Genomic DNA, 13,773 nt, shown 5'->3' with positions numbered 1-13,773 from the left:
TTCACCGTATAATTGTTCCGTTAACAACAGGAGCACATGATGAAGGCAACCAAACTCGCCATTATTACCCTTTTTGTCCTGATGGCCGTAAGCGGTATCGGCGGCGTGATGCTTGCAGGATACTCGTTTATCGTTCGTGGCGGTGTCGGCTGAGGTATAGCGCCAGCCGCTCAAAAAGGCGATCGACGACGATGGCCGCCAGCGCGACCAGTACCGCCCCCTGCACAATATAAGCCGTATTAAACCCGCTTAAGCCGATGATGATCGGCGTTCCCAGCGTATTGGCACCGACCGTAGACGCAATGGTCGCCGTCCCGATGTTAATGATCACCGACGTGCGGATCCCGGCAATAATAACCGGTGCCGCAAGCGGCAGTTCTATCTTGCGCAGCCGCTGCCAGCGGCTCATCCCCATCCCTTCCGCCACGCTTAAAACAGACGCCGGGACCGCCGCAACGCCCGCCAGCGTGCCCTGCAGAACGGGCAACACGCCGTACAGAATCAGCGCAATAATCGCGGGCTGCTGACCAAAACCCATAACCGGCACCGCTATCGCCAGCACCGCCACCGGCGGAAACGTCTGTCCAATGGCCGCAACCGTCTCCACCAGCGGACGAAACTCCCGGCCCGCAGGTCGCGTGACCGCGATGCCCGCCCCTACTCCCAGCACCACCGCGATGACGCTTGAGAGCGCCACCAGACAGAGATGCGCCAGGGCAAGGTTAATAAAGCTCTCCTGCTGATACACCGGCCGCGGTAGCCCCGGAAAAAGAGTGTTAAACAGCGCCGCGCTGTGAGGCATCAGAAACAGTAAGGCGACAAAGAGCGCTACCAGCCAGAGGAGCGGATCACGCAGTGCCTTCACGCGTCACCTCCCCGGCCAGCAGATCGCGAAAATGCAGGCTGCCGCACGGCGCACCCCGGACATCCGCCACGGGCAGGACTTCGCACCGGCGCGCGACAAACGCGGAGAGGGCATCACGCAGGCTCATCTGCTCCTGTAGCGGTTCCCCGCCGGGCGGTGCATTCTCACGGCGCATATAGTCTCCGACCGTCCGCAGGGAGAGCAGCCTGACGCCCAGCTCGCTGCGGCCAAAAAACTCGCGTACAAAGTCATTCTTCGGGCTGGTCAGCAGCGCAAGCGGCGCGCCCTGCTGCACCACCTCGCCGTGGTCCATCAGCACCAGATGGTCGGCCAGGCGCAGGGCTTCATCGATATCGTGCGTCACGAGGACGATGGTTCGACCAAGAATGCGGTGAATGCGGGTCATCTCCGTTTGCAGCGCCCCGCGCGTAACGGGATCCAGCGCGCCAAAGGGTTCATCCATCAGCAGCACCTGCGGGTTAGCCGCCAGCGCGCGCGCCACGCCCACGCGCTGCTGTTGTCCACCGGAGAGCTGGTGAGGATAGCGGTTGCGCAACGCGGGCTCCAGCCCCAGCAGAGACATCAGTTCATCAACGCGGTCAGCGATTTTAGCCCGCGACCATTTCTCCAGCTGCAGCACGGTGGCGATGTTCTGTGCCACCGTCCAGTGCGGAAACAGGCCGATAGACTGAATGGCATAGCCCATTCGGCGGCGCAGCTCCAGCACCGGCAGGCTGCGGATCTCTTCCCCGGCAAAGCGAATTAACCCGCTGTCATGCTCCACCAACCGGTTGATCATCTTCAGCGTGGTGGATTTTCCCGAGCCCGAAGTGCCAATCAGCACGGAAAATGCCCCCTCGGCAAAGTTCAGGTTCAGATGGCTTGCCGCCGGGCGGCCGGCAAAGGTTTTACTCACATCATGAAATTCAATCATTGGCTCTTCTCCTGAGCAGCGCGAGCCATAAGGCAAACAGGGCGTCGACGACAACCGCCAGCGCAATGGTAGGGACTACGCCTAACAACACCAGATCGAGGGCGCTGCTCAGCAGCCCCTGGAACACCAGCGCGCCAAAGCCGCCCGCTCCAATCAGCGCGGCAATCACCGCCATGCCAACGGTCTGAACCGCTACCACCCGCAGGCTGCGCAGCAGCAGGGGCAGCGCCAGCGGGAGCTGTATCTTCCAGAAACACTGTCGCGCGCTCATCCCCATCGCGTGGGCGCTTTCCAGCACATCCGGCGCAACCTGGCTTAAGCCGGCGACTACGCCGCGCACCAGCGGGAGCAGCGCGTACAGCACCAGCGCAATCAGCGCGGGTGTTAACCCCGTTCCGGCGATACCCACCGCGCCCAGCGCGGGAAACGACTTCACCAGCCCGGCCAGGGGGGCAATCAGCAGGCCAAACAGCGCAACGGAGGGAATGGTCTGGATGACGTTGAGCACGGCAAAGATGCTACCCTGACGTGAGGGATGACGATAACACCACATGCCGAGCGGTATCCCGATCAGCAGCGCCGGGATCAGCGTGCCGAAAAGGATCGTCAGATGTTGCGCCAGAGCATCATTAAATACCTCCTGACGGTTGGCGTACTCTTTTAACAGCGAGAGGTTGTTCAGTTCACCGCTGAACAATAACAGCAGCGGAATAGACCATATCTGTGCATTAAGCACCCAGCGCCAGACAGAACTGGCGATGAGACGACGAATCGCATCGCTGCTGGCCAGTAAACACAAAGCCAGCCAGAGCCACAGGCCGCTGCCTGGCGTGGTTCTCGCCAGCGGACTTTCCGCCGAGGCCATATGCGTTGCCGCCAGCCCCGCGCTCCAGAACAGCGCGATAAAGAGACCTTCCGAGAGCAGCAGCGTTAGCCACTGCGCCGTTCGCCCTTGCCAGAGCGACAGTCCAACCCACGCGGCCAGCGCAGCCGCCAGCCACCACGGCGTGAACGACCATACGTCCCAGAGAGCACGCCCTTCCCCCGACATCAGGCGGTTAGGCGCGACGTTCACAAACGGTAACGCGACCGCCGCGATGGCCACGCAGGCCAACAGCAGCAGTACGCGGTTATGACATTTTATTGGCACAGCCCTTTCCCGTTACTTCACAAGCCCTTGTTGTTTCAGGAAGTCGGCGGCCACTTTTTTGGCATCCAGTCCCTCGACGGCAATGCTGGCGTTCAGCTGTTGCAGCGTTTTTTCATCCAGCTTTTCGAAGACCGGTTTGAGCCATTCAGCAATATCCGGGTAGGCTTTCAGTACCGCCTCACGCACAACCGGGGTTGGAGCGTAGATCGGCTGAACGCCTTTTGGATCGGTCAGGGTTTGTAGGCCCAGCGCCGCGACCGGGCCGTCGGTGCCGTAGGCCATCGCCGCGTTAACGCCGGAGGTTTGCTGCGCCGCCGCCTTAATGGTTACCGCCGTATCTCCGCCCGCCAGCGAGAGCAGTTGTGCCTGGTCGAGCTTGAAGTCGTAGGCTTTTTCAAACGCCGGCAGCGCGTCAGGACGCTCGATAAACTCCGCGGACGCCGCGAGCTTGAAGTCGCCCTTCTCTTTCAGGTAGCGGCTGAGATCCGCAAGCGAGGTGAGCTTCCCTTTCTCCGCCACGTCCTTACGCACGGCGATAGTCCAGGTATTGTTGGCCGGGGCCGGGGTCAGCCAGACCAGCTTGTTCTGTTCCGCGTCGAGTTTTTTGACTTTTTCATAGCCAGCTTTGGCGTTTTTCCATGCTGGATCGTTCTCTTCTTTAAAGAAGAACGCGCCGTTGCCGGTATATTCAGGATAGATATCCAGCTCGCCGGAGGTAATCGCGCCGCGCACGACGGGCGTGGTGCCCAGTTGAACTTTATTGACGGTTTTCACGCCGTGGCTTTCCAGCACCTGGAGAATAATATTCCCGAGCAGCGCGCCCTCGGTATCGATCTTTGAGCCCACTTTTACCGGCTCCGCCGCCTGTAACGGCAGGCTTAGCGCCGCGAGTAGCGCCGCAGAAACTACCATCCCCGATTTAATCGTCATTCCGCTATCCTCATTTTTTTGCTGCCTTTTTCAGAGGCTTGAGAGAAAAGCGTAGCTTAAAACGGCGGATTTACCCGGCAAAATGCCTTTTTAGCATAAGGTAAGACGCATCCCCCGATGGACGGGGGATGCAAAGGAGGGAAAGGTTACAGCAGCTCGAACTCGCCTTTATTTACGCGGGCGGAATCCACCCCGATAAAGACGTTAAACTTGCCCGGTTCCGCATCATATTTCATCTGCTGGTTCCAGAACTTCAGCGCATCCACGTCAATCGGGAAGCTGATGGTTTTGGTTTCGCCAGGCTTGAGATTGACCTTCTCAAAGCCGCGCAGCTGCTTCACAGGACGGCTCATCGAGGCGGTGACATCCTGCACGTACATCTGAATCACCGTTGCCCCTTCACGCTTGCCGGTGTTGGTCACCTCGACGCTGGCGGTGACCTTGCCGTCACGCTTCAGGCTCGGCGCCGACATTTTCACCTCAGAAACCTTGAAGGTGGTGTAGCTCAGGCCATAACCAAACGGATAGAGCGGGCCGTTAGCTTCGTCGAAGTAACGAGACGTGTATTTGTTCGGCTTGTCGGCGTTGTACGGGCGACCGGTGTTCAGGTGGCTGTAGTAAACCGGGATCTGCCCGACGGAGCGCGGGAAGGACATCGGCAGCTTGCCCGACGGGTTGTAATCGCCAAACAGCACGTCGGCGATGGCGTTACCGCCTTCGGTGCCGGCGAACCAGGTTTCCAGAATGGCGTCAGCCTGCTGGTCCTCTTTCACCAGCGCCAGCGGACGACCGTTCATCAGCACCAGCACCAGCGGCTTGCCGGTCGCTTTCAGGGCGGCGATCAGATCGCGCTGGCTCTGCGGGATGGTGATGTCGGTACGGCTGGAGGCTTCGTGCGCCATACCCTGCGCTTCCCCCACGACCGCGACAACGACGTCAGACTGCTTCGCCGCGTTGACCGCTTCGTCGATCATCTCCTTAGGCGTGCGCGGATCGACCTTCACCGCTTCCTCGTACTGGTTGAGGAAGGTGACGATGTCTTTATCGTCGGTGACGTTCGCCCCTTTGGCGTACACCACTTTGGCGTTTTCACCGACGGCGCTCTTGATGCCGGTCAGGACGGTAACGGACTGATCGGCCACGCCCGCAGCAGACCAGCTCCCCATCACGTCGCGCTTGCTGTCAGCCAGCGGGCCGACCACAGCAATAGTGCCGGATTTTTTCAGCGGCAGCGTGTCGAGGCGGTTCTTCAGCAGCACCAGACTTTCGCGCGCCACTTCACGCGCCTCTTTACGGTGCAGGCGACTTTCGGCGTTGGTATCCGCCGGGTCAGAATCTTTCGGCCCCAGGTGGCTGTACGGATCGTTAAACAGCCCCATGTCATATTTCACGTTCAGCACGTGGCGCGCGGCATCGTCCAGCTCCGCCATCGTTACCTTGCCGCTCTTCACCAGCCCCGGCAGGTATTTGCTGTAGTACTCGTCGCTCATGCTCATGTTGATGCCGGACTTGAGCGCCACGCGCACGGCGTCTTCCGGATCGGACGCCGTGCCGTGCTTGATCAACTCTTTAATCGCGCCGTGGTCGGAAACAGTGATGCCCTTAAAGCCCCACTGGTCGCGCAGGACGTCTTTCAGCAGCCAGGAATCGGAGGTCGCAGGCGTGCCGTTCAGCGAGTTCAGCGCCACCATCACCGCGCCGCTGCCCGCATCCAGCCCTGCTTTGTACGGCGGCATGTAGTCGTTAAACAGGCGCTGTGGGCTCATGTCGACGGTGTTGTACTCTTTACCGCCTTCCACGGCGCCGTAGGCCGCGAAGTGTTTAACGCTGGTCATCACCGAGTAGCGGTCCGCCGGGCTCTTGCCCTGCATCGCTTCCACCATGGTTTTGCCCATCGTGGCCGTTAAATAGGTATCTTCACCGAAGCCTTCCGAGGCGCGGCCCCAGCGCGGATCGCGCGAGACGTCCACCATCGGTGCCCAGGTCATGTTCAGGCCGTCGTCCGCCGCTTCATAGGCCGACACGCGCCCGACGGTTTTCACCGCGTCGAGGTTAAACGAGGAGGCTAAGCCGAGGCTGATCGGGAAGACGGTACGCTGGCCGTGCACCACGTCATAGGCAAAGAACAACGGGATTTTCAGACGGCTGAGCTGCATCACCTGATCCTGCATGGCGCGGATATCCTGGCGGGTGACGGTGTTAAAAATCGCGCCCACCTGGTTCTCTTTGATCATCTCGCGGATGGCCTCTTTCGGGTTATCCGGGCCAACGCTGATCAGACGCAGCTGGCCGATTTTTTCATCGACCGTCATCTTCTTAAGCAACTCCGTGACAAACGCGTCGCGGGCTTCAGGCGTGAGCGGGTGATTACCAAACAAATCCTCTGCCAGCGCAGGTTGCAGCGCCAGGCTGACGGCGACACCTACAGAACATAGCCATTTCATGTTGTTATTCTCTCTCATCAATAACCGTGGGAAGCACCCGGCCAGACCGTGCGAAAAGCGCAGTGTGCCATAAACCCTCTGAACGTTGCAGGGTTATTCTCTGATTTTTCTCGTGAATACTCGACCGCTGAACAGTTAATCGCGCTATGCTTTACAGCGAGAAATTTGCCCCACCACAAGGAGTGGAAGATGACTTCTGTTCGAACTGACGATAACAAAACATTTATTAACGAACTGTCGCGCCTGATTGGCTCCTCTCACCTGCTTACCGACCCGGCCAAAACCGCCCGCTACCGTAAGGGTTTCCGCTCCGGCCAGGGCGACGCGCTGGCGGTGGTCTTCCCCGGCACGCTGCTGGAGCTGTGGCGCGTGCTGAGCGCCTGCGTTGCGGCGGACAAGATTATTTTAATGCAGGCGGCCAACACCGGCCTGACCGAAGGTTCCACGCCGAACGGCAACGATTACGATCGCGATATCGTGATTATCAGCACCCTGCGCCTCGACAAGCTGCACCTGCTGGACAAAGGCGAGCAGGTGCTCGCGTTCCCGGGCACCACGCTGTACTCGCTGGAAAAAGCGCTTAAGCCGCTGGGCCGCGAGCCGCACTCGGTGATCGGCTCCTCCTGCATTGGCGCCTCGGTGGTCGGTGGGATTTGCAATAACTCCGGCGGTTCGCTGGTCCAGCGCGGCCCGGCCTACACCGAAATGTCACTTTTTGCCCGCATCGATGAAAACGGCAAGCTGACGCTGGTGAACCACCTGGGCATCGATCTGGGCGTGACGCCGGAACAGATCCTCAGCAAGCTCGACGACGACCGCGTGAGGGACGAAGACGTGCAGCACGATGGTCGCCACGCGCACGACCATGATTACATCACCCGCGTACGCGATATCGAGGCCGATACCCCGGCGCGCTACAACGCCGATCCGGATCGCCTGTTTGAATCGTCCGGCTGCGCGGGCAAGCTGGCCGTTTTTGCGGTGCGTCTCGACACCTTCCCGGCAGAGAAAAAGCAGCAAGTATTTTACATCGGCACCAATCAGCCTGAGGTCCTGACCGAAATTCGTCGCCATATTCTGGGCGAATTCACCCACCTGCCGGTGGCGGGCGAGTACATGCATCGGGATATTTACGACATCGCGGAGCGCTACGGGAAAGACACTTTCCTGATGATCGATAAGCTTGGCACCGACAAAATGCCGTTTTTCTTCACCATGAAGGGCCGCACCGACGCGATGCTGGAGAAAGTGTCGCTGTTCAAGCCCCACTTCACCGACCGCTTTATGCAGAAGCTGGGCAACGTTTTCCCTGCGCATCTGCCGGAGCGAATGAAAACCTGGCGTGATAAGTACGAACATCACCTGCTGCTGAAAATGGCCGGGGACGGGATCGCCGAAGCGCAGAGCTGGCTGACCGAGTTCTTCAGGACGGCTGAGGGTGATTTCTTTGCCTGCACGCCGGAAGAAGGCAGCAAAGCCTTCCTGCACCGCTTCGCCGCGGCGGGTGCCGCTATCCGTTACCAGGCGGTGCATTCCGAAGAAGTGGAAGATATTCTGGCGCTGGATATCGCCCTGCGACGCAACGACACCGAATGGTTTGAGCATCTGCCGCCGGAAATCGACAGCAAGCTGGTGCATAAGCTCTATTACGGCCACTTTATGTGCTACGTCTTCCATCAGGATTATATCGTCAAAAAAGGGGTAGATGCTCACGAACTGAAGGAGCAGATGCTCGCCCTGCTGCGCGAGCGTGGCGCACAATATCCTGCGGAACACAACGTCGGGCATCTTTATAAAGCCCCTGACGCCCTTAAGCAGTTTTATCGCGAGAATGACCCTACAAACAGCATGAATCCCGGCATAGGGAAAACAACGCGGAAGAAATACTGGAAAGAGAGTGCAGACGCGGAGCAGCGCATAACGCAAGCGTCTGATTAAACCCTACAGCCAAATTTGAGAGATTGTTTCGCGCGCCTTAATCGTAATAGAGTAGCGGTCTGTCGCCGGAGAAATGTTTCTCCGGCATTCTATAACGAGGAGCAGGCGCATCATGTCGGCTGTTGATGTTTTATCCGAAACCGAACTGGAAGTGCGCGACGCCCTTCCCGATGATGTGCATGCCATCGCCGCCATCTATGCCTGGCATGTGCTTCACGGACGCGCGTCATTCGAAGAAGTCCCCCCCACCATCGACGAAATGCGTCAGCGCATGAAAAGCGTGGCCGAGAACGGTTTACCGTGGCTCATCGCGCTCTATCGCGGCATCGTGGTGGGCTATTGTTACGCCACCCCTTACCGACCGCGTCAGGCCTATCGCTATACCCTGGAAGAGTCGATTTACGTGGATGCCAGCATCACCGGACGCGGTTTTGGCACCGCATTAATGAACGCGCTGATCGCGCGCTGCGAGCAGGGCCCGTGGCGGCAGATGATTGCCGTTGTGGGAGATGGCAATAATAATTCCGGCTCGTTACGGCTGCATAAAAAACACGGCTTTGAGATTGTCGGTCAGCTTCGCAGCGTGGGGTATAAGAAAGGCGACTGGCGGGATACGGTGATAATGCAGCGCCCGCTCAACGATGGGGACTGGACGCTGCCGGAATAAACGTAAAACGGTAACCTGGGTTACCGTTTTTAGTGTTTTCTCCCTCTCCCGTGGGAGAGGGTCGGGGTGAGGGCATCAACGCGCAGAGGGGAATTAATCGTTTTGCGCCGTCGCCATCTGCTCCGCTTTCTGCTTTTTATAGGTCAATGCCGCAGCCGGAACGGGCTGCACTTTCCCGGTCTCAATCCAGGTCCGCAGGCGGCTCGCATCCGCGAAGTGGGTATATTTCCCGAAGGCATCCATCACCACCAGCGCCACCGGCTTACCGTTAAACACGGTGCGCATCACCAGGCAGTGGCCTGCCGCATTGGTAAACCCGGTTTTGGTTAACTGAATATTCCAGTTCTCGCGGTACACCAGATGGTTCGTGTTGCGAAACGGCAGTGTGTAAGACGGATTCGAGAATGTCGCCATGTCCTCACGCGTGGTGCTGAGCTGGCCGAGCAGCGGGTACTGCTTGCTGGCAATCAGCAGTTTCGTCAGATCGCGGGCCGTGGAGACGTTGTTAATCGACAGACCCGTCGGTTCAACAAAATGAGTATTGCTCATCCCCAGCGCTTTGGCTTTGGCGTTCATCGCGCGGATAAAGGCATCGTAACCGCCAGGATAGTGGTGCGCCAGACTTGCCGCCGCACGGTTTTCGGACGACATCAGCGCCAGCAGCAGCATATTTTTACGGCTGATTTCACTGTTCAGGCGCACGCGAGAGTAGATCCCTTTCATCTCCGGCGTGTGGCTGATATCCACTTTCAGCTTTTCGTCCAGCGGCAGGCGAGCATCAAGCACCACCATCGCGGTCATTAATTTGGTTATTGAGGCGATCGGGCGCACCAGGTCCGGGTGGCTGGCGTAAATCACCTTATTGGTGTTGAGATCAACAATCATCGCGCTGCCGGACGCAATTTGCGGCTGAGCAGCAGCGGTGGTCACCGCGGGCGTTTTGGCGACGGCTGGCACGGCAGCGGACGCACCCAGCAGCAGCGCCAGGCTAAGTAAGGAGACACGAAATTTCAGCATGGTGAGACTTCTGATAATTATTCACGCACGTAATGACGTACACCGCCTGTGTCGACGGATAAACACAGGCTGGCTTCGGCATCATAGCGGTCACCGTGCTTTGTCGCCAGCGGATAATCGTGAACAGATGCTGCATTGCTGGCATTTACGCCAGCAATGCAGTGAGCTTAGAAGAGACGGTATCCATAACCCCAAAGAATAACCGTCAGTGCCAGTAACACCTCCAGTACCAGCACCCCGATGGCAAGCGTGGAGCCGGAGAAGCTCAGGCCCTCTTCTTTATTGATATTCAGGAAGGTTGGAACGCCCAGATACAGCAGATAACCGGTGTAAAAGAGCGCAACAGTACCGATCAGCGCGCACAGCCAGACCAGTGGATAGAGCGCAACAATACCGCTTAAGAACAGCGGGGTCGCGACGTATCCGGCGAAGACCATACAGTGTGCCAGCGATGGGCGCTGCGGGTAGTTACGCGCCATCCAGTGAATGACGCGCCCCATGACCGCCACCCCTGCCAGCATCAGGCCATAAAAAAGAATGGCCAGATAAAGCCCGGTAAACCAGGAGAGCTGAACCACGGTACCGTCACCGAAGTTCCAGCCGATTTGTGTTGTGCCAATAAACGCGCATATTACCGGCACCGCGGCCATCAGCAGCACGTGGTGAGTGTAATGATGCGATACCGTTTCGTTCTCACTTTTGATGACATGCATTTCACGATCGGGATGGGAGAAAAGTCCCCAGACATGGTTCATAGCGCCCCCTTGTTGTCGGCCCGTCAGCGATACCTTAAGTATAATGCAGGCTTTAGATTATTTTATGTACAGTGGGAAATTTCCGTTGATTGCCGCGCGGTTGATTCATGAGGTATATGATTAAACGAGGTACGCAGAGGGAGATAACCGTTACGTAATGGATATTAACGCACTCATTGAACAATATGGATATGCCGCGCTGGTCATCGGCAGCGTGGCGGAAGGTGAAACCATCACGCTGCTGGGCGGCGTCGCCGCGCATCAGGGATTACTCAAGTTTCCGCTGGTCGTCGCTGCGGTCGCGCTGGGCGGCATGATTGGCGATCAGTTGCTCTACTTCCTGGGGCTGCGCTTTGGGCCGACGCTGCTCAAGCGTTTCGTTAAACACAAAAAGAAAATCAACCGCGCGCAGCGCCTGATCCAGCGTCACCCTTATCTGTTCGTGATTGGCACCCGCTTTATGTACGGCTTCAGGATTATCGGGCCGATACTGATTGGTGCCAGCCGCCTGCCGCCAAAAATTTTCCTTCCGCTGAATATTGTTGGCGCGATAGCCTGGGCGCTGATCTTCACGACGCTTGGTTACGTGGGTGGCGAGGTGATTGGCCCGTGGCTGCATAACCTTGACCAGCACCTGAAGCACTGGGCGTGGTTGATTCTGGTGGTTGTGGCGGTGATTGGGGTCAGGCTGTGGATGCGGCACAGAGAGAAGAAGCGGGATGAGGAGTGAGTCAGCCTGGTGCCCCTCACCCCTTTGGGGAGAGGGATACATTGAGGGGAAACCTGTTACCCTTCCGGCTTAAACTGCGGGTTCGCCAGCATAAAGCCCCCGTCGACGATAAACGATTGCCCTGTGGTATAGCTGGCGTCGCTGTCACACAGCCACGCCACCAGGCTGGCGATTTCTTTGGTGTGGCCCGGCCTTGCCAGCGGAATTTCCGGCATTGCCCCTTCCTTCACTTCGCTGTCGTCCATATCGTTCATCGGCGTGGCAATGGCCCCCGGCGCGACGGCGTTCACCAGAATCTTGTGCTTCACCAGCTCCATCGCCATCGATTTGGTTAAGCCGCCGAGCGCATGTTTCGCAGCCGTGTAAGCGCTGGCATCAGGCAGCGGCGTGTGCTCATGCACCGAGGTGATGTTCACAATCCGCCCCCCTTCCCCCTGCTTCACCATCTGCCGTGCCGCAATCTGCGAGCAGAGAAACGCGCCGTCCACGTCGACGGTAAAAATGTTCCGCCAGTCGTCAAACGCCATCTCAAGAAATGGCGCTTTGGTCATCGCTCCGGCATTGTTAACCAGCACGTCCAGCCGGCCGAAACGTGCAATGAGCGTTTCAATGGCTTCAGCGCCGTCCGGGAGCGTGCCTAAATCAAGATGGATAGCCTCCGCGCGCTGCCCCCGCGCTTCGACTTCGCGGCAGGTTTCCAGCGCCCCTTTTTCATCCGAATGCCAGGTGACGCCAATATCAAACCCGCGCTCTGCCAGCATCAGCGCCGTGGTTTTACCGATCCCGGAATCCGATGCGGTTACAATCGCTACTCTGTTCATACTCACCTCCTGAAAATGTGCAAAGAGGTAAGTATAGATAATCACCCTTTTTAGCCGTGATGATAGCCACCGCCCAGCGCGGACGTCAGCTGTAGCGTGGCATCCAGGTACTGCCCTTTCAGGGTCAGTGCAGCGATATGTTCCTTGAGTGCCGGAATTTTGGCCTCGCTGACGCGGGAACCGGCAATAATCCCGACGCTAAAGCGCGCCTGTGCCAGTGCCACCACGCGCGCGGCATCTTTCTCGACCTGCTGCTGTTGCTGATTTTTTGCGGTCAGGGTTTCAACTTCGCTGGCCGTGCGCGCCACCTGATTAACGGCATCGACCACTGCCTTGTTGTAGTTAGCCACCGACAGATTGTTCTGCGCCTGGGCAATATCCAGATTCGCATTCAGCCTGCCGCTGTCGAAGATCGGCAGCGTCAGCCCGGCGGTGACGCCCATTTGCTGGGCGGAGGAACGGAACAGATCGCTCAGATGCAGGGCATCCTGCTGCAAGAATGCCATCAGATTCACGTCGGGATAGAAGGCGGCTTTGGCGGCATCCACTTCGCTCAGGGAAGCTTCAATGTACCAGTGCGCCTCCTGCAGATCCGGGCGGCGAGCCAGCAGCTCGTATCCCAGCGTGGTAGGCAACGCCGCTTCTGCTGCCGGTAAAGCATGGCGAGTCAGTTTCATTGAGGAGGTATTAGTCAGGGCCTGCAGACGTGCCTCAACGGCTTTCATTTTGCCTTTTACCCCGGCAATCTGCTCTTCGGTTTTACTGGCATTGATATCGGTTTCGACACCTTCTACCGAAGATGTGATCCCGTGCTGATACAGCTTGCGGTCGGCACCGATGATATTTTCCTGCTCGTGTTTAATCTGTGCGAGAACGTCCCCCACCGCGGCCTGGGTCTGCCACTCCCAGTAAAGCCGCGCGACGCTGCTGGCCAACAGCTGACGCGTCTGCTCCATCTCAGCTTTCTGGGCGTTGACCTTGCCGATACGGGCTTCAACCTGCGCGCGGTTTTTTCCCCACAAATCGAGATCCCAGCCCGCTGTCAGGCCAAAGGTACCGTTGGTATACCACGGCCCGGTGGTGCCCGCGGCCGGATCGGTAATGGCGAAGGGCCCCATCAGCCCTTCCGCAGACATCTTCTGCCGCTCCGCATCGGCGGAAAAATCCATCTGAGGGCCGTCTGCCGCCAGGGTGGCTTTCGCCTGCGCTTCCGCGAGCGTAATACGCTGTCGGGCGATTTGCATATCCGGCGCATCATTTAGCGCCTTCGCGATCAGAGAATTAAGCTGCGGATCGTTATAGTCTTTCCACCATTCGTTTTTCGGCCAGCTGGTTTGACTTAGCCGTGTATTCACCGACGCCGCAGCGGCTTGCGTTTTAATCGGCGACACGCTGGCATGTTCCTGCGCGCAGGCAGCCAGCATTAAGACAAGAGGAGCACTCAGAGATAAAATAAGAGAACGTTTCATTACGCCATAACTCAAAAAATTAAAGGCGCAAATTACGCTTGATGCCATTCCGT

The 13,773-nt window shown here is 58.2% G+C and carries 13 protein-coding genes; 4 read left to right on the top strand and 9 right to left on the bottom strand.

Annotated elements, in window-relative coordinates; all coding sequences use genetic code 11:
- The first annotated feature begins 39 nt into the window (after positions 1-39).
- Complete coding sequence (locus tag APT89_RS23070; RefSeq protein WP_008500895.1) at positions 40-153, top strand: protein YohO; 114 nt, start codon at positions 40-42, stop codon at positions 151-153.
- On the opposite strand, the gene APT89_RS01035 is transcribed toward APT89_RS23070, so the two are convergent.
- The 5 genes from APT89_RS01035 to bglX form a co-directional block, all read right to left on the bottom strand.
- Positions 128-865, bottom strand: coding sequence for an ABC transporter permease (locus tag APT89_RS01035; RefSeq protein ID WP_041909052.1), 738 nt, complete (start codon positions 863-865; stop codon positions 128-130). The genes APT89_RS23070 and APT89_RS01035 overlap by 26 nt on opposite strands.
- On the bottom strand, positions 849-1,799 hold the full coding sequence (locus tag APT89_RS01030; RefSeq protein WP_041909050.1) for an ABC transporter ATP-binding protein: 951 nt from the start codon (positions 1,797-1,799) through the stop codon (positions 849-851). Before APT89_RS01030 ends, APT89_RS01035 begins: the two co-directional genes overlap by 17 nt.
- Positions 1,792-2,949 carry an ABC transporter permease gene (locus tag APT89_RS01025; protein ID WP_041909048.1) on the bottom strand — a complete coding sequence of 386 codons (1,158 nt, stop codon included), beginning with the start codon at positions 2,947-2,949 and terminating at the stop codon, positions 1,792-1,794. Before APT89_RS01025 ends, APT89_RS01030 begins: the two co-directional genes overlap by 8 nt.
- Positions 2,950-2,961: 12 nt before the next feature.
- Positions 2,962-3,879, bottom strand: a complete 918-nt coding sequence (gene osmF, locus APT89_RS01020) for a glycine betaine ABC transporter substrate-binding protein OsmF (protein ID WP_041909045.1) — start codon at positions 3,877-3,879, stop codon at positions 2,962-2,964.
- A 146-nt stretch (positions 3,880-4,025) separates the two neighbouring features.
- Positions 4,026-6,323 (bottom strand): beta-glucosidase BglX, encoded by a 2,298-nt coding sequence (bglX, locus tag APT89_RS01015; RefSeq protein WP_041909044.1) that lies wholly within the window; start codon positions 6,321-6,323, stop codon positions 4,026-4,028.
- Between the two features lie 189 nt (positions 6,324-6,512).
- Between bglX and dld the strand changes: the two genes are divergently transcribed.
- Together dld and APT89_RS01005 are read left to right on the top strand one after the other, a co-directional pair.
- A complete protein-coding gene (gene dld / locus APT89_RS01010) occupies positions 6,513-8,261 on the top strand; it encodes a D-lactate dehydrogenase (protein ID WP_060571617.1) in 1,749 nt (582 codons plus the stop codon).
- A 112-nt stretch (positions 8,262-8,373) separates the two neighbouring features.
- Positions 8,374-8,928 (top strand): GNAT family N-acetyltransferase, encoded by a 555-nt coding sequence (locus APT89_RS01005; RefSeq protein WP_028013845.1) that lies wholly within the window; start codon positions 8,374-8,376, stop codon positions 8,926-8,928.
- 93 nt (positions 8,929-9,021) lie between these two features.
- Here APT89_RS01005 and pbpG read toward each other — a convergent pair whose 3' ends face one another.
- Together pbpG and APT89_RS00995 are read right to left on the bottom strand one after the other, a co-directional pair.
- Positions 9,022-9,945 carry a D-alanyl-D-alanine endopeptidase gene (gene pbpG, locus APT89_RS01000; RefSeq protein WP_028013846.1) on the bottom strand — a complete coding sequence of 308 codons (924 nt, stop codon included), beginning with the start codon at positions 9,943-9,945 and terminating at the stop codon, positions 9,022-9,024.
- Between the two features lie 167 nt (positions 9,946-10,112).
- Positions 10,113-10,700 (bottom strand): Yip1 family protein, encoded by a 588-nt coding sequence (locus APT89_RS00995; protein WP_028013847.1) that lies wholly within the window; start codon positions 10,698-10,700, stop codon positions 10,113-10,115.
- A 157-nt stretch (positions 10,701-10,857) separates the two neighbouring features.
- Here APT89_RS00995 and APT89_RS00990 point away from each other — a divergent pair, with 157 nt between their 5' ends.
- Positions 10,858-11,430: a DedA family protein gene (locus APT89_RS00990; RefSeq protein ID WP_028013848.1), complete on the top strand. Its 573-nt coding sequence runs from the start codon at positions 10,858-10,860 to the stop codon at positions 11,428-11,430.
- A gap of 56 nt (positions 11,431-11,486) precedes the next feature.
- On the opposite strand, the gene APT89_RS00985 is transcribed toward APT89_RS00990, so the two are convergent.
- Both APT89_RS00985 and mdtQ read right to left on the bottom strand, forming a co-directional pair.
- Positions 11,487-12,251, bottom strand: coding sequence for an SDR family oxidoreductase (locus APT89_RS00985; protein WP_060571616.1), 765 nt, complete (start codon positions 12,249-12,251; stop codon positions 11,487-11,489).
- Positions 12,252-12,301: 50 nt separating this feature from the next.
- Positions 12,302-13,720 (bottom strand): multidrug resistance outer membrane protein MdtQ, encoded by a 1,419-nt coding sequence (mdtQ, locus tag APT89_RS00980; RefSeq protein ID WP_060571615.1) that lies wholly within the window; start codon positions 13,718-13,720, stop codon positions 12,302-12,304.
- Positions 13,721-13,773 lie beyond the last annotated feature (53 nt).

This window comes from Enterobacter sp. 50588862 (genome assembly GCF_001462935.1).
Classification (GTDB): domain Bacteria; phylum Pseudomonadota; class Gammaproteobacteria; order Enterobacterales; family Enterobacteriaceae; genus Enterobacter; species Enterobacter bugandensis.
This window is presented reverse-complemented; position numbering and strand designations above follow the sequence as displayed.